Annotated in this window: 22 protein-coding genes; 9 read left to right on the top strand and 13 right to left on the bottom strand. The window is 47.0% G+C overall.

Going from position 1 to position 20,238, the window contains the following annotated elements; translation table 11 throughout:
- Positions 1-42: 42 nt before the first annotated feature.
- The gene (locus CEG13_RS00530) at positions 43-564 is read right to left on the bottom strand and encodes a GNAT family N-acetyltransferase (RefSeq protein WP_100009821.1); all 522 of its coding nucleotides are present in this window, start codon (positions 562-564) and stop codon (positions 43-45) included.
- 114 nt (positions 565-678) lie between these two features.
- Between CEG13_RS00530 and CEG13_RS00525 the strand changes: the two genes are divergently transcribed.
- Both CEG13_RS00525 and CEG13_RS00520 read left to right on the top strand, forming a co-directional pair.
- A complete protein-coding gene (locus tag CEG13_RS00525) occupies positions 679-1,155 on the top strand; it encodes a DUF2243 domain-containing protein (protein WP_100009820.1) in 477 nt (158 codons plus the stop codon).
- A 2-nt stretch (positions 1,156-1,157) separates the two neighbouring features.
- Positions 1,158-1,943 (top strand): cytochrome c oxidase assembly protein, encoded by a 786-nt coding sequence (locus CEG13_RS00520; RefSeq protein WP_100009819.1) that lies wholly within the window; start codon positions 1,158-1,160, stop codon positions 1,941-1,943.
- Between the two features lie 19 nt (positions 1,944-1,962).
- Here the strand turns inward: CEG13_RS00520 and CEG13_RS00515 are convergent, their stop codons facing one another.
- The 3 genes from CEG13_RS00515 to CEG13_RS00505 are packed head-to-tail and all read right to left on the bottom strand — an operon-like array spanning position 1,963 to position 3,451.
- The gene (locus tag CEG13_RS00515; protein ID WP_100009818.1) at positions 1,963-2,262 is read right to left on the bottom strand and encodes a TIGR04104 family putative zinc finger protein; all 300 of its coding nucleotides are present in this window, start codon (positions 2,260-2,262) and stop codon (positions 1,963-1,965) included.
- A 16-nt stretch (positions 2,263-2,278) separates the two neighbouring features.
- On the bottom strand, positions 2,279-2,485 hold the full coding sequence (locus CEG13_RS00510; protein WP_100009817.1) for a hypothetical protein: 207 nt from the start codon (positions 2,483-2,485) through the stop codon (positions 2,279-2,281).
- Between the two features lie 27 nt (positions 2,486-2,512).
- Positions 2,513-3,451 carry a hypothetical protein gene (locus CEG13_RS00505; protein WP_100009816.1) on the bottom strand — a complete coding sequence of 313 codons (939 nt, stop codon included), beginning with the start codon at positions 3,449-3,451 and terminating at the stop codon, positions 2,513-2,515.
- Positions 3,452-3,757: 306 nt separating this feature from the next.
- On the opposite strand from CEG13_RS00505, the gene CEG13_RS00500 reads away from it, so the two are divergent.
- On the top strand, positions 3,758-5,107 hold the full coding sequence (locus CEG13_RS00500) for a YjiH family protein (RefSeq protein WP_100009815.1): 1,350 nt from the start codon (positions 3,758-3,760) through the stop codon (positions 5,105-5,107).
- A 272-nt stretch (positions 5,108-5,379) separates the two neighbouring features.
- On the opposite strand, the gene CEG13_RS00495 is transcribed toward CEG13_RS00500, so the two are convergent.
- The 3 genes from CEG13_RS00495 to ku all read right to left on the bottom strand — a co-directional run bounded on the left by CEG13_RS00495 (position 5,380) and on the right by ku (position 8,349).
- Entirely contained in the window at positions 5,380-6,207 is an 828-nt protein-coding gene (locus tag CEG13_RS00495) for a sugar nucleotide-binding protein (RefSeq protein ID WP_100009814.1), read from the bottom strand.
- A gap of 30 nt (positions 6,208-6,237) precedes the next feature.
- Positions 6,238-7,257, bottom strand: coding sequence for an acyltransferase family protein (locus CEG13_RS00490; RefSeq protein WP_100009813.1), 1,020 nt, complete (start codon positions 7,255-7,257; stop codon positions 6,238-6,240).
- Between the two features lie 231 nt (positions 7,258-7,488).
- Positions 7,489-8,349: a non-homologous end joining protein Ku gene (ku, locus tag CEG13_RS00485; RefSeq protein ID WP_100009812.1), complete on the bottom strand. Its 861-nt coding sequence runs from the start codon at positions 8,347-8,349 to the stop codon at positions 7,489-7,491.
- A 117-nt stretch (positions 8,350-8,466) separates the two neighbouring features.
- Between ku and CEG13_RS00480 the strand changes: the two genes are divergently transcribed.
- A complete protein-coding gene (locus tag CEG13_RS00480) occupies positions 8,467-10,245 on the top strand; it encodes a DNA ligase D (protein ID WP_239984555.1) in 1,779 nt (592 codons plus the stop codon).
- Positions 10,246-10,459: 214 nt separating this feature from the next.
- Here CEG13_RS00480 and CEG13_RS00475 read toward each other — a convergent pair whose 3' ends face one another.
- The gene (locus CEG13_RS00475; RefSeq protein ID WP_100009811.1) at positions 10,460-10,900 is read right to left on the bottom strand and encodes an OsmC family protein; all 441 of its coding nucleotides are present in this window, start codon (positions 10,898-10,900) and stop codon (positions 10,460-10,462) included.
- 37 nt (positions 10,901-10,937) lie between these two features.
- Positions 10,938-12,119, bottom strand: a complete 1,182-nt coding sequence (gene chrA, locus CEG13_RS00470) for a chromate efflux transporter (protein ID WP_100009810.1) — start codon at positions 12,117-12,119, stop codon at positions 10,938-10,940.
- 230 nt (positions 12,120-12,349) lie between these two features.
- Here chrA and CEG13_RS00465 point away from each other — a divergent pair, with 230 nt between their 5' ends.
- The 3 genes from CEG13_RS00465 to CEG13_RS00455 all read left to right on the top strand — a co-directional run bounded on the left by CEG13_RS00465 (position 12,350) and on the right by CEG13_RS00455 (position 14,935).
- Positions 12,350-13,288, top strand: coding sequence for a LytTR family transcriptional regulator DNA-binding domain-containing protein (locus CEG13_RS00465; RefSeq protein WP_100009809.1), 939 nt, complete (start codon positions 12,350-12,352; stop codon positions 13,286-13,288).
- 103 nt (positions 13,289-13,391) lie between these two features.
- Entirely contained in the window at positions 13,392-14,240 is an 849-nt protein-coding gene (locus CEG13_RS00460) for an ABC transporter ATP-binding protein (RefSeq protein WP_100009808.1), read from the top strand.
- Positions 14,240-14,935: an ABC transporter permease gene (locus CEG13_RS00455; RefSeq protein ID WP_100009807.1), complete on the top strand. Its 696-nt coding sequence runs from the start codon at positions 14,240-14,242 to the stop codon at positions 14,933-14,935. Before CEG13_RS00460 ends, CEG13_RS00455 begins: the two co-directional genes overlap by 1 nt.
- 360 nt (positions 14,936-15,295) lie before the next feature.
- On the opposite strand, the gene CEG13_RS00450 is transcribed toward CEG13_RS00455, so the two are convergent.
- Positions 15,296-15,724, bottom strand: a complete 429-nt coding sequence (locus tag CEG13_RS00450) for a MarR family winged helix-turn-helix transcriptional regulator (RefSeq protein WP_100009806.1) — start codon at positions 15,722-15,724, stop codon at positions 15,296-15,298.
- A 135-nt stretch (positions 15,725-15,859) separates the two neighbouring features.
- Between CEG13_RS00450 and CEG13_RS00445 the strand changes: the two genes are divergently transcribed.
- A complete protein-coding gene (locus tag CEG13_RS00445) occupies positions 15,860-16,360 on the top strand; it encodes a CarD family transcriptional regulator (protein WP_100009805.1) in 501 nt (166 codons plus the stop codon).
- 42 nt (positions 16,361-16,402) lie between these two features.
- Positions 16,403-16,798, top strand: coding sequence for a transcriptional regulator Spx (gene spx, locus CEG13_RS00440; RefSeq protein WP_100009804.1), 396 nt, complete (start codon positions 16,403-16,405; stop codon positions 16,796-16,798).
- A 50-nt stretch (positions 16,799-16,848) separates the two neighbouring features.
- On the opposite strand, the gene CEG13_RS00435 is transcribed toward spx, so the two are convergent.
- From CEG13_RS00435 to CEG13_RS00425, 3 genes are all read right to left on the bottom strand, one after another.
- A complete protein-coding gene (locus CEG13_RS00435; RefSeq protein WP_100009803.1) occupies positions 16,849-17,208 on the bottom strand; it encodes a DUF488 domain-containing protein in 360 nt (119 codons plus the stop codon).
- A gap of 80 nt (positions 17,209-17,288) precedes the next feature.
- Positions 17,289-18,083 (bottom strand): TerC family protein, encoded by a 795-nt coding sequence (locus tag CEG13_RS00430; RefSeq protein WP_100009802.1) that lies wholly within the window; start codon positions 18,081-18,083, stop codon positions 17,289-17,291.
- A 226-nt stretch (positions 18,084-18,309) separates the two neighbouring features.
- Positions 18,310-20,049, bottom strand: coding sequence for a phospho-sugar mutase (locus CEG13_RS00425; RefSeq protein WP_100009801.1), 1,740 nt, complete (start codon positions 20,047-20,049; stop codon positions 18,310-18,312).
- Between the last annotated feature and the right edge of the window lie 189 nt (positions 20,050-20,238).

Raw genomic sequence — 20,238 nt, 5'->3', positions numbered from 1 at the left:
CAACATAATAAACAAAACGATTCAAAAGTGTTTTGTATTTCCTCAGTTGACACTCTTTGAATTTACCATGTTACTTCCCCTTCCCAACTCCTTATGCAAAATAAATTGCTCTCCCTTCCTCCCCATCACTCTCTTTCCCTTGTCCACAAATCCACCCTTTTTATAAACATACTGGGCTGCCTTGTTTCCATGATTCACCGCCAGGATAATTTCATTTTTGTCCGGAAAATGTGTTTGAACAAAGGAATCCAGTGCGGATAGGGACGATTTGGCGATTCCCTTTCCTTGAAAAATCGGGTTTATCGAATATCCCCTCACAAGAATGGCGCGTTTGTTTTCGCTGTATACTTTTACCCCTTCCCATCCATGCAGGACGAAAAAACCTGCTGGCTCGTCATCGGATAAAATAACGACTGGAATTCTGCCCGCTTCTTCTTCGCATTTTTTGATGGCATCGAGCGGCAGTGAGGTATATGCCATTTGCTCTTCAGACAAGCGATAGTTCAAATTGGGTTTGTGTTCCGGGTGATAAAATTCGAGAGTTGCTGTATGTAATGCTTTCATGGCTGTTCACTCCTCTATACTAATTATACCACTTTGTCATTTCCCAATGATTGGAAAAAGTACCAGCAGGGTAAACTAGCGAGTAACGTAAACTTCTGAAGGGAGCTGGCAGTAATGGGAGTCCACAAGGATGAAGCGAAGCAAAAATATGCCAGGCGCAATCTGTGGTCCGGGGTTTTATTCGGTCTTGGGCTTGTGGCTTTTATCGATGAGTTCGTATTTCATCAATTGCTGGGCTGGCATCATTTTTATGACAGATCTACTACCCGTGTTGGCATCATTTCCGATGGATTCTTCCACGCATTCAGCTGGTTTGCTACAGTGGGATCGCTGTTTATCGTGAGCGATCTCCGCCGCAGGAAGGCATGGTGGTATAAGAGATGGCAGGGCGGTGTGCTTGTTGGAGCTGGAACGTTTAACTTATATGATGGGCTGGTACAGCATAAGCTGATGCGGATTCACCAGATTCGATACAATGTGGATATTTTGCCTTACGATTTGGTGTGGAATATTATTGCGGCGGTTTTGCTTTTTATTGGGATCCTGATTGTTTCCTCTACACGGAAAGAAATCTTCAAGGGAGCGGATTGATCATGCATGGTTCTCATACTCATTCGGAAGTGCCGCTTGCTGTGGAAATCCTGCTCGCGACTCCGTTTTTGCTGATGTTGATGGGTTATTTCGCTGCGGCCTGGGTTTCGGCAAGAATTGGCAGATCCTGGCCCCTCTCCCGTATGCTGCTGTGGACGGCGGGTATTCTGGTTTCGGCTGCAGCTGTTGCCGGGCCGCTTGCCGACCTTGCCCATGCGGATTTTCGTCTGCACATGGCAGGTCATTTGCTGCTTGGCATGCTGGGACCGTTGTTGCTCGTGCTTGGTGCGCCGGTAACCCTTTTACTAAGAGCATTTCCTGTCACCCGTGCCCGACAGCTAACCCGTCTGTTGCGCAGCAGACCTCTGGGTTTTCTCAGCAACCCCGCCATCACTGCGACATTGAATATCGGCGGACTCTGGCTGCTTTATACCACGAATCTTTTTCAGCTGATGCATACCAACATGCTTCTGTATGTTCTGGTGCATGTCCATGTTTTTCTTGCGGGGTATTTTTTCACCGTATCGATTATTTATATTGATCCGATTCCGCATCGCCGGAGTTATCTTTATCGCGCCATCGTGTTAATTTTGTCTTTGGCGGCACATGGTATTTTATCAAAAACCATCTACGCCACGCCTCTCAGCGGGGTGCCTGCAGCCCAGGCGGAAACCGGCGGGATGATTATGTATTATGGCGGCGATGCGGTGGAGGTAATGGTGATGATTATTTTGTGCTATCACTGGTATAGGGCAGCACGGCCAAGCAGCGATGCGGCGGTTGCCTGACAGGGAAGACGCCATCCGGTCAAAACATAAACTCTTCCTTGTCACTCAGCTCCATCAGAAATGAATACGTTGACATAAGTACAACGAAAATTACCGGAAATAAACTCAGCAACACGACTCCCGGAATATCAAATAAAAGATTAAGCAGTAGCGGAAGTGTGACAATGAACAGTAATGGCGCACTTCTCTTTTTCGATTTCACAGTTTGATATTGCTTTTTTCCGCAATGCGGGCATTCCATCCCTGTATCCAGAGTAAAGGATTTCTTCACCGTCTGCTTCCAGCTCCATTTGCCTCCGCAATTTTCACAGATTGGCATAAGTGTGACCTCCTCTTCATCTTGAAGTCCGTTTATTGGAACGCTTTCGTAAGAGATTCTCGAAAAAATAATAAAAAATTACTGCCAAGACAGATGGTCCGATAATGTCCAGCGTTTCTACCCAATTTGCCGGAATTCCTTTTACAATCAGGGTGGCAACCGCTAATATGATGCCAAATCTCACCGCTTCTTTCCATAAGCTTCGCGGGTTTCGTTCGTTCATGCTTGTGATGCCTTCCTTTCGTCCAGCTTACAGTGTTTCTACAAGCCGCTTCTTGTCTGCCAACACCCTGGAAAGATTCTCTTCTTCCTGTCTCACTTGCTTTTTCAGTTTGTCGATAAGGCTGTTTATTTTCGTCAACTGATTGCTCGTTTCATTTAGCGAATCAGAAATATTGCCTTGAACCATCCAGTCGACGATAAAGCCATCAAAGAAGAAATCGGCAAACTTTAAGAGTCCGGACATATCCACCTCAAGACTTGACTCTTCCTCAATATCCAGCAATTCCTTTTGAAAATCCCGCATTCTTGTTTGCGCGACATGTATATGGGAAGCTGCTTCATCTATATGAGAATGTTTGACTGCACCAGTAATCGCTCCACCGCCAAACATATCGAGTGTACCCCAGTTCTGTGCACCTTCAAGCGAAGAGAGAGCTTTTTCAAGCGCCTGTTTTACCTTCGTGCCTGCAGCAATTGCTTCTTCCAGTTCGGTTCTATTTGCCCGGATGTCCGCTTCCTGCTCACTTAGATCATACAGCTTCTCTGCGGACGGCGTGCTGCTTTCTTTGATGACTTTTTCTTTGGAAGACAGGACTGCGTGATACTTTTCCTCTACCTGTTTCACCCCATGCAGATTGTGCTCAAGATCTGTCATGGCGGCTGTGATTTCGGCTTTTGTCTTTTTTGCTTCTTGCAGTTGAATCACGACAGCAGCTGCTTCCTGTTTTTCCTTATCCAGTTTTTCTTCCTTCGTGCCCTTAATTGTTGCCAGCAAATTGGCAAAACTGGCCCCTTCTAATTTTTCCACATCGGCCTGTTCCTCCTGTTGCTTCTTCTCCAACTTCGTCAAGATTCTTTCCATCTCAGATAGTTCTAGGGTATAATCTGTCAGCTGCTTTTCCCATTTCCGTTTCTTGCGGAGTTCCGCTTTCAGTTTGATCAAACGTTCGTTTAACTCTTCGTACATGGTTATCCCCCTTGGTTTTCCTTTTATATTGCATACGATTGATTCGAGGAAAAGATTCATTTTTATAAAGTGAAACTTCATTCAGTGGGGGTTTTAGCTCTTCCCCACTGAATGTTAGTTGAACCAATCGGGCTTCTACAGGCAGTAATACCCCCACCCAAAACATTGGTCCTACTTCTTTATTTAGAAGTGGGGGTATTACTGCCTGTTGACCTGCGATAAAGATTTGACTGAAAAAAATCCTTGGATAACCATCCTATTTCCCTTATAATTATGAGACAAGCGATATTGAAGGAGTCTATTATAATGAACGATAAATCAATCCATTTGGGAAATCACCTCAAATTTATTATTCCGTCGATTCTCGGTATTGTGTTATTCATGTTACCTGTTCCGACTGATGAAGGATACACAATTACGGTAGCGCTTTTGGCCTCTTGGCTGCAAGGACAGCTGGCAGGGCAGCTATCGCTGATTATGATGATCATTATTGTGGTCACGGCGGTAATGACCGTACTAGCCAGATTGCTTGGGCGCGAGGCATTTGCGCGCACGCCGTTTTTCCAGGGACTGTTTTATACCAGCATGTTCTGGACGGTCACCAGAGTGTTGGCAGCTGTGTTTGCCGTGATGGTTTATTTCCGGCTTGGTCCGGAAGCAGTTCACGGGCCGAATACCGGGCAGTTGCTTTTGGGTGACCTTCTGCATGTGCTGTTTGCAGTCTTTTTATTCGCAGGACTGTTTTTGCCGCTCTTGATGAATTTTGGATTGCTTGAGCTGTTTGGAACATTGATGACCAAAATCATGCGGCCATTGTTTAAACTGCCTGGACGTTCTTCGATTGATGCGCTTGCTTCATGGATCGGCGACGGCACAATTGGTGTACTGATGACGAGCAAGCAGTATGAGGGCGGTTACTACACAAAACGGGAAGCAGCCGTGATTGGAACGACATTTTCGATTGTTTCCATTACGTTTACACTAGTGATCATTGGCCATGTCAACCTGGAGTATCTGTTTGTCCCGTTTTATTTGACCGTTCTGGTTGCCGGGTTTGTGGCTGCTTTGATTATGCCGCGTATCTGGCCGCTTTCCAGAAAATCGGATTCGTATGTGCGCCCGGATACGCCGGAAGTCAGTGAAGAAATTCCGGCCGGGACCAATGTATTTGCATTTGGTTATCGCAATGCAGTGGAGCGGTCTCGCAAAGAAACCAGTGTGTATAAATTTTTCAAAGAAGGCGGGCAAAATGTCCTCGATATGTGGATGGGTGTCGCGCCAATCGTTATGGCATTCGGGCTGGTGGCGCTTATTATTGCCGAGTACACGCCGGTCTTTCAATGGCTGGGTCTGCCGTTCGTGCCGCTGCTGGAACTCATGCAAGTGCCATACGCGGAGGAAGCATCCGCAACAATTCTGATCGGCTTTGCGGATATGTTCCTGCCGGCCGTTCTCGCTGCATCGATTGAGGCGGAGATCACTCGATTTATCATTGCAGCACTGTCGGTAACGCAGCTGATCTATATGTCCGAAGTCGGCGGCCTGCTGCTTGGTTCGAAAGTGCCGGTTTCATTTAAAGATCTGGTTGTTATTTTCCTGTTGAGGACGATAATTACGCTGCCGATTATTGTAGGGATTGCTCATTTGATTTTTTAAGATTTTTGGGGCTCTATTTTGAGTGCCGGTCGCGCGATTTGGCTTGCTGGAAGCGCGATTTGTGGTGGTGGCCGCGCGACTTGTAGTGCCAGTCGCGCGATTTGGACCTCTGCTCGCTCGATACGACGGGTAAGTCGCCGATTCGGTCGTACACTCGCCCGATTCCCCCTGCCCCCACCCCAATAAACCCCAAACGACAAACAGACGACCACACACTCGTGGCCGTCTGTTTGTCTATTTATAAAAAAAGGGGGTTATGATAGTATACGTTGTTAACGGAATGTTTGATTCACTTTATTTTTAATTTTATCGGTAAAAAGGGAAGTATTTTTTGGAACTTCCGTGTCCGGCTCTTCCTCTTCGGGTGCCTTTTGTACAAAATTACCGTCAAACCCTTGCTGTTCCGCCATTCCTTGCATGAAGGTGTAGAAACTCTGTTGCACGTCCGGGCCTGCATGGAACACACCGGTCAAATCATTTTGCGCCATTTCCACGATGACATTTGCGAAATCCTCTACGTGCACAAAGGTGCGGATTAAATCATCACGATAGGAAATTTCCTTCCCTGTCCGTAAATGATACGCCAGCTTATCGGTTCGCTCATCCAGCTTGCCGATTAAATTTTCCCCGTAGGTCGGTCCGGCTCTTAGGATAACATAATTCGTCAACTCGTTTTCAATATAGCGCTCTGCCTTGACCTTTGCATTAGTATAATGCCTTAATGCGTGGTCATCGGGCAGCGAGGAAATCGGGTCCTCTTCTTTATACGGTCCCTTTCCGCCTGAGAACACCAAGTCGGTCGAGATATAAATTAGCTTGGTTTCCGGGCGAAGGAATGTTATCACGTGCATCAAACCTTGAGTGGTCAGCGAATGTTCTTCCGGGCCACCCTGCACGAGCCAGATGACCACATCAGGATTTTCCCGCTTAAAATAATCGGAAAAGGATTCCGGCTCGTTGATATCAAGAATATCCAGTTCTTCAAATAGCGGTGCGTCCTCCAGCGTGGTGCCGCTCACGTCCACACCATCCGGTTTCTTCAGCAATTGATACACGGATGCGCCGACATATCCGCTGGCTCCAAATACACAAATTTTCATGGTTTTCACGTCTCCTTCCCATGATCATGTTCAAGATTGGGTCGATGCAGACTTTCTGTTGTTTCCTGACTTAAATCCTTTCTTCAGCTTGGTTGCCTTCCCTTCCATGACCGGCTGCCAAAGGGCAATCATCGGCTTGCTGGAAAGCAGCAGCACAATGACGGCGGAAATAGCACCAAGTCCGAGCACATCGATCAAGTTATTGACCTCAAAGGCCTCCACCTGCCGAAAATACTGGATGAAAAATCCGTGCAGCAGGTATACATACAATGTCTTTGCCCCGAGATCGGTAAACCAGGTCTCCCGCTGCGGCACCCAGGCGAGAACACTTACAATCATGGCAGCGGCGGTCAGATAAACAGCCAGACGCGCCAGCCCGCCAAACTCAGCCAGCCCGAGTGCACTGTATGATTTGGAACCGAGCAGCCAGCCGGAATTGAACTCCGGTGCCAAGAAAATTGCCAGTGCCAGCCCTGCCATGACGACTAAGGAGGCAATTTTCACCGTACGCTTCTTCACTAGCAGCAGATGCTCTTCCGTTACCCAGTAGCCGATAAGGAAAAACGGGAAAAACACCAGGGTTCTGGATAAACTGAAGGTGTGGCCGATGTCACCGAAATAGCCGGCAATCAGTCCTATTTGCACGGCGATAAAAATACCGATTGCCGCAGGAATTTTTTTGAACCAGTACAAGAGCATATGCCAGAAGAATAAACTGAACAAGAACCAGAGCGCCCATTGCGGGTAGAATATTCCCGCCAGCCAATCCTCATGCCCTAGGAGATAGTAATATCCTGTAAAAATGAGCTGGAAAATGAAATACGGTATCAGCAATTTCTTCACCAGGTTCAGAACATAGGGCTTATCGCCCCTCCCCTTGGCAAAAAGACCGGCCAGCAAAATAAATGCCGGCATATGAAAGGTATAAATCCATAGATAAAGAGTATTCATTCCTTCTGAGCCGCTGGTAAACGGCTGGATCATGTGGCCAAACACCACTAGAAAAATCAGTATCACTTTCGCATTATCGATAAAGGCGTTTCTTTTCATACGCTGTCATTCCTTTTTTGTGTATGCCTTTTTCTTATTCCCAATATACCCTTATTGTAAAAGAAATAAGTCCATTTTCCGCCGATTTCATAGAGATGTCAAACATTCGTAAATGGAATGCAATGATTGCGGCAGAATATTGGACGCTGATTTAAGGTTTCGCCCAAAAATAAAATCGGCAGGAGGGCATGTGCCGCCAGCCGATTTCTGCATTCCCTATCTGGTTTTCGCTTACCCTTTTGTCCCGGTCTTTTTCGTCTTTGTCGTGGATTTTTTCTTGGTTTGCTTCGGCTGCTTGGGTTTTGGTTTTTCCTTTTTCGCCCGGTCAAGTGACGCCTGGAGTGCGTCCATCAAATTGTCCGACACATCCGCTGCCGGCTTATCTTTAGGTGCAGCTGTTGTAGTTTCTTCATTATTTTTCTTCGCTTCGATCAGTTCCAATAAAGCGGTGCGGTACTCATCCTTGTACTTTTCCGGGTCAAATTCAGTGGTCAGCTGTTCAATCAGCATTTTTGCCGTGTCGAGCTCCTTCTTGACCGTTTTGACTTCATCGGGCACATTTGGCACGTCCTGGACGCTGCGCACTTCATCAGGAAAATGGATCGTTTCCGCCACGAGGGTGTTCTCATACACACGAATCACCGCGAGCTGCTCCTTGGAACGGATGATCATTTTAGCAACACCAATTTTTCCGGTATCCTTCAATGCGCTCCGCAACAGGCCATATGCTTTTCCGCCACCTTCGTTCGGGGATAAATAATAGCTTTTTTCAAAATAAATTGGGTCAATCTCCTCCAGCTTAACAAAGTCGACGATCTCTACGGCCTTGTCTTCCTGCTCGTTCTGCAATGCTTTCAGTTCTTCTTCATCGAGCACGACAAATTTATTTTTGGCATATTCATATGCTTTGACGATTTCCTCATTTTCCACTTCCCTATCGCAATTCGGGCAGACTTTCTGATATCTGATCGGGGTCTGACATTCCTTGTGCAGCTGGCGCAGTCGCACATCTTTATTTTCCGTCGCCGCATGCATTTTCACCGGAATGTTGACAAGCCCAAAGCTGATCGTCCCCTTCCACATCGTATGCATGAAAATACCTCCCTTTTTTCATTAGTGTGCCGGTGCATGCTGTTTTTATCCGGAGACGATTATTTTTTCATGGATGGGCCAACTTAAGATGGAATGGAGCTGATCGGATTGAAATTGATGAAACCAATTGCCAGCGAGGAAATCCCCCGAGGTGCTGGCTGGATGTATGAGGTGAAATATGACGGGTTCCGCTGTTTGCTGGAATGGAGTAGCGATGGCGTTACCCTTACCAGTAAAAACGGCAAGGATCTAACTGGTAATTTCCCGGAGATTGTGGAATATCTTGATCGGGTGGCAACCAGCGTGCCTCTGCCCATGAAACTCGACGGCGAGCTAGTGGTTTTGAACAACCAGTATCAAGGAAATTTCCCCCTGCTGCAAAAGAGGGGGCGTATGAAAAATCAAACTTCTATCCAGCAAGCAGCAAATGCGCGACCGGCAACATTTATGGCATTTGATTTGCTGATGGAGAACGGGAAAGATTATCAGGGAGAAAGTTTTGAGGTGCGTAAAAGGCGGCTTAAGGCCGTGTTTTCCGGGTTTGGAGAGAGGATACGCTTTGTGGAGAGTTTTAAAAACCCGGACGAGCTGCAGAGAATCGTCTTTGCCCATAAAGGTGAAGGCATCATCGCCAAACGGATGAGAAATGAATACCTGCCAGGCAAAAAACATCAAGACTGGTTTAAGATTAAAAATTGGCGCAGAGTCAACGGCTTTTTAACTTTCTATGATCCGAAAAATGACTATTTTACCGTCAATATTTATGAACATGATAAGATAAAAGAAATCGGCAAATGCCGGCATGGACTGGAGAAGGAAGCGTTCGCTGCATTGAAAAAGATGTTTACCGAAAATGGCGAGAAACAGGCAAATGGGTATAATCTTCCACCGGCGATTTGTGCTTCCATCCATACGCTGGATTTATATAAAGGCGAACTGCGTGAACCGGAATTCGCACGCCTGATGCCAGAGCTTTCGCCGGAGGAATGTACAATGAAGCAGGTGAAGCTGGATATGGCGATGTTGCCGGAGCTTGTTGAACTTACCAACACGGCGAAAGTTTTCTGGCCGGATGCGGAATTGACAAAGGGTGACCTTCTCCGCTACATCCGGGAGGTGAGCCCTTTTATGCTACCGTTTCTAAGGGAGCGGGCGCTGACCCTCATCCGCTGTCCGGACGGCGTAGAGGCGGAACATTTTTTCCAGAAACACCTCCCCGTCTATGCGCCAGACTTTATTGACAGCCTGCCCGATGGCGAGGATGAGCTGATTATCTGCAATACACTGGAGGCGCTCGTCTGGTTTGCCAATCATGGGACGGCGGAGTTTCATATCCCCTTTCAAAAAGCTGCCAGTGAGCTCCCTTGTGAGATTGTCTTTGATCTCGATCCGCCAAGCAGGGATGAGTTCGCCCTTGCTGTCCAGGCAGCCAACCTGATAAAGCCAATGCTGGATGATCTGGAACTTGTCTCGTTTATTAAAACATCCGGTAACAAAGGTTTGCAGATTCACATTCCCATCCCTGAAGGCAGCATGACCTATGAGCAGACCGCCATCTTTACCCAAGCGATTGCCATGACGGTGGAACAGGCTTATCCTGACCGGTTTACGACCGAGCGGATGAAAAAGAAGCGAAACGGGCGGCTGTATATCGATTATGTGCAGCATGGCAAGGACAAAACGATTATCGCACCCTACTCTCCAAGGATGACGAAGGAAGGCACGGTCTCTACTCCGCTGTTTTGGGATGAAGTTACGGAGTCGTTGCACCCGGCAGCGTTTACTTTGAAGAATGCGGTTGAGCGTGTGGCTGAGCTGGGGTGTCCTTTTTTGGATTATTTTGCTGCGGGAAAGGAGCAGCGGTTGGAAAAGGTGCTGGAGTTGGTTGGGAGGTGAGCGTGATGGCACGGTTCGGGAATGGTGAGTGTACGACATGGCTGGTGGCCGTCTTGATTCCAACAGAAGGAAGTTTTGATTATGGGGAACCCTTCTCTCCGACATTTCAAGCGTTCTTCCAGTCACTTTTGTCGTTGAGAACGCTCTCTCCTGATTCCACGCAACATAACCCCACTACCACACCAAAAAAACACTCCCCATCAACTGAGAAGTGTCATTTCAATGTTGGCTGCAGTTCCATTTCCACATTCCCCTGAATGGCACGGGAAATCATACAGCTTTTTTCCGCTTTTTCCACCAGCTGGGCAAGCTTCTTATGCTCGGCTTCCGTGGCACTCGTCTGCAGTGCCACGGCTGGTTTATGGATAATTTTCTTATAGGTAAACACGCCATTGGTCACATCGACAATGCCTTCCGATTCAAGCGACATTTCCTCGAGTGGCAACTCCGCCCGCTCAATCATGGCTGCCAATGTGATGATATAACAGGTAGCCGCCGCGCCGAGCAGCATTTCGTCCGGGTTGGTGCCGACGCCTGGTCCATCCATTTCCTGTGGGATGGAGATTTTCGTCTGCAAATTGCCGGCATCAATGGACCCCTCACTGTTGCGTCCGCCGGGCCAGTCTGCGTTTAAATGAAAATGATGTTCTGCCATATGATCACCTCACGCCCCATTATAACGCAGGCTGGGATCATAGAAAAAGAAAATGAATGATCTCGCCAAGTACTACCCCGACGATCACGACCATCCAGGCCGGCTTTTTCCAGAAATGCAAAAGAGCGAAAAGAATAACAGCCAGACCGAAATGGGCGCCGTTCATAATTCCACTGGTGAATACCGGGTCATAAAACGCCGCCAGCAAAATCCCGACAACACTGGCATTCACCCCTGTTAAAATTCCCTGGAAACTAGAGCGGCTTCTGAGTTCGCTCAAGAAAGGCAGCGCCCCAATAATCAGCAAGAAGGACGGAAGAAATATTCCGACCGTCGCGACAAGAGCTCCAGTAACACCGCTGATCATGGTGCCCAAGTAACTGGCAAACGTGAACAATGGACCAGGGACTGCCTGGGCCATCCCGTAGCCCGCGAGGAATTCCCCGCTGGTGACCATTCCATTGGGAACAACTTCCTGCTCCAACAGCGGAAGCACGACATGTCCGCCGCCAAACACAATAGACCCGACCCGGAAAAAGATATCAAAGATGGTTAAATAAGTATTGGATACAGCTTGTGCAACGATCGGCAGGCCAATCAGCAGGACGGCCAAAATCGATAATGCCGCGACCCCCTGCTTTTTCGTAATCGACACAGAAAACGGCTGCACATTTGTTTCCGCATTACGGGAAAACATAAAAAACCCAAGAATTGCTGCTGCAATGATGACAGATATCTGCACGATAGCAGACGGGAACAGCAGCATGACCAGCGCAGCGACAATAGCAATGGCGAGCCGCGGACGATCAGGGGTGAGTTTTTTGCCCAATCCCAACACGGCATGTGCGACAACCGCTACGGCCACAACCTTCAAGCTGGTGATCCAAGCTGCATCCCCAAGCGTAAATGTCTGGTAAAGCATCGCGAATAACACGAGCACCACAACCGAGGGGATGGTAAAACCGAACCAGGAGATTATCCCGCCGAAAAATCCACCGCGCAGCATGCCAATGGCGATCCCCACCTGGCTGCTGGCAGGTCCGGGGAGGAACTGGCAGATGGCAATAATATCCGCATATGTTTTATCATCCAGCCATTTCTTTTTATCCACATATTCGTCACGGAAATAGCCCAGATGCGCAACCGGACCGCCAAAGGAGGTCAGCCCCAGTCGTAATGAGGTCCATAAAATTTCAAGTAATGAGTGCTTTTTTTCCATGGTTTTCTTGCTCCTTACTGTATGTATTTTCTGCCGGCCTTCCACCAAGTTATCTCTGTTGCCAAGATACCATATTTCCCACCAGCCCGACATAAAATTTACATAAAATTTACAAACGCACCCGGCAACCCTTCCCCCACCCGAAAATTCCTCTCCCTCTTCCCCGCGTAATTTGGTAAACTATAAAAGAGGCCATTTGCCTGAATTAACGGAATAGGAGTTTTGCTAGCATGACGAATTATAAGCTTGAAATGCCGGACAGCGAAATACTGCCGTCCTTCTCCCTTACCATCCCTACCTCCTGCACCACGGCGATCTACAGTGATTCCGACTTGCAGGCAGAACTGGCGAACAAGCTGGAAAAAGAGATCCACATCCCAGTATTTGACGGAAGAGAAGAGCTGTACGAACGGCTGACCGTTGAACAGAATATCAACTTTTACCGCAAGTGGTTTGGCTGCACGAAGCCAGTATCGGAAATTCTCGTGATGTTCGAGTTGCACCGGCAGGCGGATGTCCCGCTCCGAAAATGCGGTATCTCGGAAGTCCGGCGGGTCTTTTATGCCAAGTATTACATGATGGCAGCAGCCCCTATTGTCTACCGGGAGCCGATACATGGGGTCGATATCCTCACCATCAATACATTCATGAACATGCTGAAAAAACTGGCTGATGCCAACATCCCTGTCCTGATCCTTGCCTCCAATCTGGAGCATGCTCTCCTGCTCGGGGATACTTCCTATAAGCTGCAGGATAAAGGACTCACCGCCATCGAGATGGACTCCGGGGACAAGGGAACACCCAAGGACGAGGGGCGCCCATCCGCCGCGAGCCTGTTTAAAATTACCGCAAAGGTCGAGGATAAACTGATTCTGTTTGACCCTCCCGAGATCGATTATATTGAAAGCCAGGACGGAAAAGCGATGATCGTGATCAATGATGAATCATTCGCGATGGATGAAACCCTCTCCAGTATTGAGAAAAAATTAGAAAGGTATGGCTTTTTCCGCTGTCATCGTTCTTACATCGTCAATCTGCAAAAAGTACGGGAAATCATTACTTGGTCCAAAAATACGTATTCTATTCGGGTTGACAATAAAATCCAGTCCACCATCCCGCTCTCCCGGACAAAAATCCAGGAAATCCAGGAGATTTTCAGCTCGAAATAGGTACAGTTTGTGATTGTTTAGCCACGTTTCACCTTGATTTAGCGGCATTCAAACGGCACAAACACTACAATAAACTTAGAACATCAGGAGGAGGGGAAACAGATTGAAACATGCAATTGATGTAAGGGGATTGCGAAAGACTTTTTCATCCAACACCGCTGTTGAGGATGTCAATTTTCAAGTGAAACGCGGGGAAATTTTTGGTTTTCTCGGCCCAAGCGGTTCGGGCAAGACGACAACGATTAAGATTTTAACCGGGGAATTGAGTAAAACGGCCGGAGAAGTGGAAGTGCTTGGGATGCCTGCAGATCGCTTCAAATCCTCTGCTTTCAAAGCAAAAATCGGCATTTTATCAGATAACAGTGCACTGTACCAGCGGCTGACGGTATACGACAACCTAAAATTATTCTGCCAGCTGTATCACGCCACTACTGACAAAATTGATGATGTGCTGGAGACAGTGAATATGCATGGGGAAAAGAAAAAAGTGGTATCGAAGCTTTCCAGAGGAATGAAGCAGCGCGTGCTTCTGGCAAAGGCACTGATCCATCAGCCCGATCTGGTGTTTCTCGATGAACCGACGTCAGCACTCGATCCCGGCAACATGCTGCATATTCACAACGGACTGCGGAAATTGAATGAAGCGGGAACGACCATCTTTTTGACGACCCATAACATGGAGGAAGCAACCTTGTTATGTGACCGTGTCGCCTTTTTGCACAACGGAAAGGTGAGGGAGATCGGCAATCCTGAGGAACTGCGCTATAAGTATTCAACGCATGCTTTTCATATTGAAACATTTGACGGCGAGGAACTCGTCCTTGCTAACGAACCGGGAAATGCTGACCGCATTCAAAAACTGATTGCCCAGAAGCAAGTGAAAACCATGTACACCGATCATCCGACCTTGGGGCAAATCTTTCTCAATATCACCGGAAAGGAGCTGGTATAATGAACGTCCAGCGTATTTCAGCCATTTTTGAAAAAGATCTTAAAGATTTTATGAAAAACATGATGCTGCTGACGATGCCGGCGATTCCGATTGTGCTGGGACTCTTGTATCAGCGGATTGGCGGAGATGAGGAGCTGCCGCTTGCATTGCTTTATTTAATTGTCGGCGTGACTTTTTCAAGTGTTACCTCTACCATGATCATGACCATGATGGCCGAGGAAAATGAAAAGAACACATTAAGAGGGCTGATTCAATCGCCGGCTTCCATGTTCGATATTATTGTCGGAAAAAGTTTGGTAACTGCACTTTTAACATTAATTACACTGGTCATATCACTAGCTATTATTGGTGCGGAACCTTTTATGAATGTACGGGCGATCATCGGCTTGGTGCTTTTATTTCTGTTCTTTCTGCTGCTTGGCATTGGCGTGGGGCTATTCGCAAAATCAGTTGCCTCAACTTCTGTCTATATGATGCCGATTATGTTCCTGTTCGGGTTCACGCCGATGGTTTATTCACTTGGACTCGATCCGGACAGCATCGCCATCCAAATTTTTGACACATTTCCGATTCCACAGCTGCTCGAGATGCACGATACAAATAGCTGGCTCCCGCTGGCGGTTGTTGGAGCATGGGTGGCTGGCGCCGCGTTGTTTGTTTTCGTTTGTTTTAAAAAGACACAAACAGATGACTAATTTGTATTTTTAGAGGAGGGGCAATCTACCCCTCCTCTTTTTCATTGCTATATGTGCCAACTCTCTCCTCTTATTGCAAAGGCTTCTTTTTAAAACTTCACCAAAAATTAACCTCTGCTTAGCGTTTTCTTCACAGATATTTAGTACGCTTTATATGAAACAGACATCCTCTCTGGAGGCGCATTATGAGATTTTTTGCTAAGGTAAGTATCAGTCTTGTTGCCGTCCTGATCTATTTTATGTAATAGGTCATTGTCTGTACTGTAATATGAATACCGCAGAAAAATTGCATGATTTTACATACATTCTAAAGGGCTCCGGATGAGATCTGGAGCCTGCCCCCTTTTGTCCGATTGTTCCTCACAATCCCCAATCCATTTTTAAAATTTTATTAAGAACCTCTACCTTTTCATCCCCGATTGTATCAGCGATTTTTTTCTCCAGATCTGCCTTTAGGGCCTCATTTTTTTCATAGCATTCTTCCCCCAGATCAGTTAACCGTATGCTTTTATCTCTTTTGTTGTGTTTCACATCGCTGATTTCAACTAATCCTTTGGCCTTAAGGTTTTTTATGAATTTATGCGTCGCCTGCCTGGAAATATCCACATTCCTGGTAACATAGGCAATCGTTGGCTGTTTTTTATAGATTCGTGCCATGATAAACCACTCGGAATTGGATAAATAAATATTACTGGAGTCGTTCCATAGTCCCTCTGCCTTTTTTCGAAGCTCAAGATGACGCTCACTCAATGTATCGATTAAATCGAGATTTTTTAATTTAGCTTCCAACTGATTCACCTCACTCCATTTTCTATCGACAACTACTATACAAAGCCTGCCACCAATTGTCAATTAAATTGACAATTTGACAGGTATGTGATAAAGTAAACTAAGTTGATAATATGAAGTTGGAGGCACACATACATGTTTAAAGTTGGAGATACGGTTGTCTATTCCGTACATGGATTATGCGAAATTGATGACATTAGCGAAAAGACTTACGGCAAGGTGACGAGAACCTATTATGTGATGCATCCGCTTGAAGATCCAAAATTAACCATAAATAACCCTGTAGACAGTGACCAGGCAATCATGCTGGCAGTGATGGAAAAAGAGGAAGCGGAAGAAATTTTACAGTCTTTCCTTGAGCCAGGCATCACATGGATAGAAGACGCAAGGCTCAGGTACAGAAATTACAGCAAACTGGTCAATGACGGGGACCGCAAAGAAATTTGCAAAGTGATCAGTACATTAATGCGAAAAAAAGAGGAAGCTACAATAGATAAGAAGAAAATGTACGAACAGGACCGCCTCCTCTTAAGCAACACACAAAACATTATGTTTAAGGAATTAGCCATGTCGCTGGATACTTCTTTTGAGGAAATTTCCAAACGAGTGAGCAGCTTGATTAGCCCACATGCGTAACTAGTTGACCGGGGACATTAAAAAAGGAGCGGGGATTAAGGTATGGTAACACTGTATGTCGCACCAAGCTGCACATCCTGCAGAAAAGCAAGGACTTGGCTGAAGGAAAATGAGATACCCTTTGTGGAACACAAGTTAACTTCAGAGTCATTATCACTCTCGGAGTTAAAGGAAATTTTCCGCTTAACGGAGAATGGTACAGAAGATCTCATTTCAACAAAATCCAAAGTATATCAAAAAAATATAACGGATATCGATCAGATGCGCTTAAAAGACCTGCTTAGCTTAATCCGCGAAAAGCCCGGCATTCTGAGAACCCCGATCATCCATGACGGGAAACGTTTAATGACCGGATATAATGAATTTCAGATTCGCAAATTCATACCCAGATCTGTCCGGACCATTAACTTTCAGGAAGCCCGACAGGCGATACAATAATGAAAGCCGCCCGCACTCTATGATAGAGAAGCGAGCGGCTTTGTTTTTTTCTATTGCCTGTCCAAAATCTCCTTCAGCACCCGTGCCTGATTATGTTCCTCATCTTTCGCCGCAAACAGCAGGGTGACATCTTTATCCTCGGATTTGGTAATTTCCTTCAGCTTCTCCAATGCTTCCTGCTGTTCGCCGCTTTTCATCTCCTCTTTGTAGCGGTCTTTAAAATCCTGATATTTATCCGGATCATGACCGAACCATTTTCTGAGATCATCGGACGGGGCAACTTCTTTGATCCAGTGATCCAAGTCTGCCTTGTCTTTGGACATCCCACGCGGCCAGACACGATCCACCAGAATACGCACCCCATCATCTTTTTCAGCTTCTTCATAAATCCGTTTCAATGCTACAGGCATGAAAAAACACCTCCTATTATCAACATACCCTAAATAAAAAATAAGCAATCCTCTCGGCATGAGAGAATTGCTTATAGGCATCAGCTTTCCGCATGTTCTTTTCCAGCAGTTTTTCCTGATTTGCCTGACGCAAACCAGCCGACCGCTGCGATCGCGATCAATACGGTATAGAAAATCCCTTTCCATAGCGTAGAATGCGGGAAGTCATGTGGAATCCAAGCAATATCCGGATGGGCGAATACTATCATCGCCAGTTTCACCCCGACCCAGCCAACGATCATAAAGGCTGCCACTTCCAGCCCTGGGCGGGAGTGAAGCAGTCCGACGAAGATATTTGCCGCAAACCGCATAATAATCAGCCCGATCATCCCTCCGGCAAAAATCACCGCAAACTGCCCCGAATCAAGGCCGCCGATGGTACCAAGCCCCGTTGGCGGAAGTGCCACAGCAAGCGCAACGGCTGCCAGTATGGAATCAACCGCGAAAGCCAAATCGGCAAATTCCACTTTCAGAACCGTCATCCAGAAACCGCTGCCCCTTTTTGGCTCGCCATCCAGATGCAACGTCTCCGCGTCCGGCTCCTTCTTTTTCTTAAAACGGTCATATAAATTCTTAAAGGAAATAAACAGGAGATACGCTGCACCCAGCGCCTGCACCTGCCATACGTCAACCAGAAAGGAAATGACGAACAGGGAACCGAGCCTAAGGACGAATGCCCCTGCCAGACCGTAAAAAAGCGCTTTTTTCCGCTGTTCTTCCGGAAGGTGTTTTACCATAATCGCCAGCACCAGCGCGTTATCCGCTGCCAACAGCCCCTCCAGACCGATTAAAATCACCAATACCCACAAATACTCTAAAATTAATTCTGTGCCCAAAGATATCTCTCCCCACTAAAAATGGTTCCGCCCACAGGCAGGAACCATCAAAAAAGGGGTCCTTTACCTGCAAGCGGTAAAGGTCTCGCAAACAACGAACGTTGCCAATCAAGCCGGAGAACACATCTTCTCGTAATGACGACTTTAATTGTACAGCTACTCCCCTTTAGGAATTATGAAGTTACTACTATTAAACCCTTATTTGTTAAAAATGTCAACACTAATTTTAAGCGGAATGAATAATTCTGCCAATCACCTGATCCATCGCAGACTTGAGCGCCGCCAATTTCACACGGGCCCTTTCCTCCGTCTCCCCGCGTACACCGTAATAGCACTTGATTTTCGGTTCGGTGCCGGATGGGCGCAGACAAACCCAGCTCTCGCCTTCCAAAATAAATTTCATCATATTTTCCTTTGGCAGCTGAATCGACTCCGTCTCGCCCGATGCCATCATCGTCCGCTCACCTGCCAGATAATCCTCCGCCTGCTCTACTTGGAACCCGGCAATGGACTCAAGCGGGTTGCTGCGGATGTCAGCCATAATATGCTCGATCTGTTCCGATCCTTCTTTCCCTTTTAAGGTCAGCGAAGTCATGCCTTCCTGAAAATAACCGTGCTGCGCATACAGGGTGTCCAATGCATCAAGCAGTGTTTTTCCCTGCTTGTCCCAGTAATAGGCCATTTCACAGGACATCGCCGCCGCCTGTACCGCATCTTTATCCCGCACAAAACTGGAGATCAGATAGCCATAGCTTTCCTCAAAACCAAAAATAAACGATTTCCCCGTAGCATCGAATTCGTGTATTTTTTCTCCGATATATTTAAAACCGGTAAGCGTTTCGGTGGTTTCGACATCATATGCATCAGCGACCGCACGCCCCATCTCTGTGGTAACGACGGTCTTCAGAACATGTGCCGATTTATGCATAACCGGGTCACTATGGCGAAGAATATAGTCGAGCAGCAGCACACCAAGCTGATTCCCTGTCAGCACCTGATAGTCGCCTTCTTTATTTTTAACCGCCACCCCTAGCCGGTCAGCATCCGGGTCTGTGCCAAGCAGGATAGCTGCATCGTTTTTCTCCCCCTGCTCGATTGCCAATGTGAACGCCTGGTGTTCTTCCGGGTTTGGCGAGTCAACGGTGGAAAATTCCGGATCCGGCTCTGCCTGATCTTTCACGACATCCACCTGGGAAAAATTCAGCTGATCCAATCCTTTCATCACCAAATCATACGCCGTCCCGTGCAGCGGGGTGAAGACGATAGGCAGTTTTTTCTCTTCATTAAGTTCGGCTTCCGGCAGTTTGCTCATCTGCTTTAATTGCTCGAGATAGGCATTGTCAATTTCCTCGCCGCGCCAGATCAGCAAGTCTCTTGACTCGAGCTCACCGGTTTCCAGTGCTGCTACTGTGAGCTCATTTTCGGTCTCCCCGATGGTTTCAATGATCGCTTCCGCCTCGCTCGGTGTAATTTGTCCGCCGTCCTCATTGTATACCTTGAAGCCATTGTATTCCGGCGGGTTATGACTTGCCGTGATCATCACGCCGGCCGCGGTTCCCAGATACCTGACAGCAAACGAAAGCAGTGGTGTTGGCCTCATGGATTCAAACACATATGCTTTAATCCCATGCGCTCCGAGCACCCTGGCTGTCTCTATTGCAAATTCCTGGGACTTGTAGCGTGTATCATAGGCGATTACTACCCCGCGGTCTTTCACATTCACCCGGTTGGCAAACAAGTATTCAGCCAGCCCGTTAACAGCTTTTCGGATCGTATATGTATTCATCCTATTGGTCCCGGCTCCCATCACACCACGCATGCCGCCGGTTCCGAAGGTCAGTTCTTTATAAAATGCATCCTCAAGCGTAGCCCTATTCCCCGCCAATGTATCCAGTTCAGAACGGAGTGACGGATCAAGCTGCTCATATGTATTCCATTTCTCGTAGACAGTCTCCCAATTTTCCATGATTAATCCCCCATTAGTAGATATGATAAAATTTTAGCATACTTCCATCCAAGATTCTATTGCCCGGTTTAGGCTCGGACGGTTTTGGAAAAAATAGTATAAACCATTATCTTTTTTACAGATAAACTTTAGGGATTGCTTTTCCACGATTAATGGGCTGTAATACCCCCACCTCTAAGCGTGAGATAA

It is taken from the genome of Lentibacillus sediminis (genome assembly GCF_002763455.1).
GTDB lineage: Bacteria > Bacillota > Bacilli > Bacillales > Amphibacillaceae > Lentibacillus_D > Lentibacillus_D sediminis_A.
This window is presented reverse-complemented; position numbering and strand designations above follow the sequence as displayed.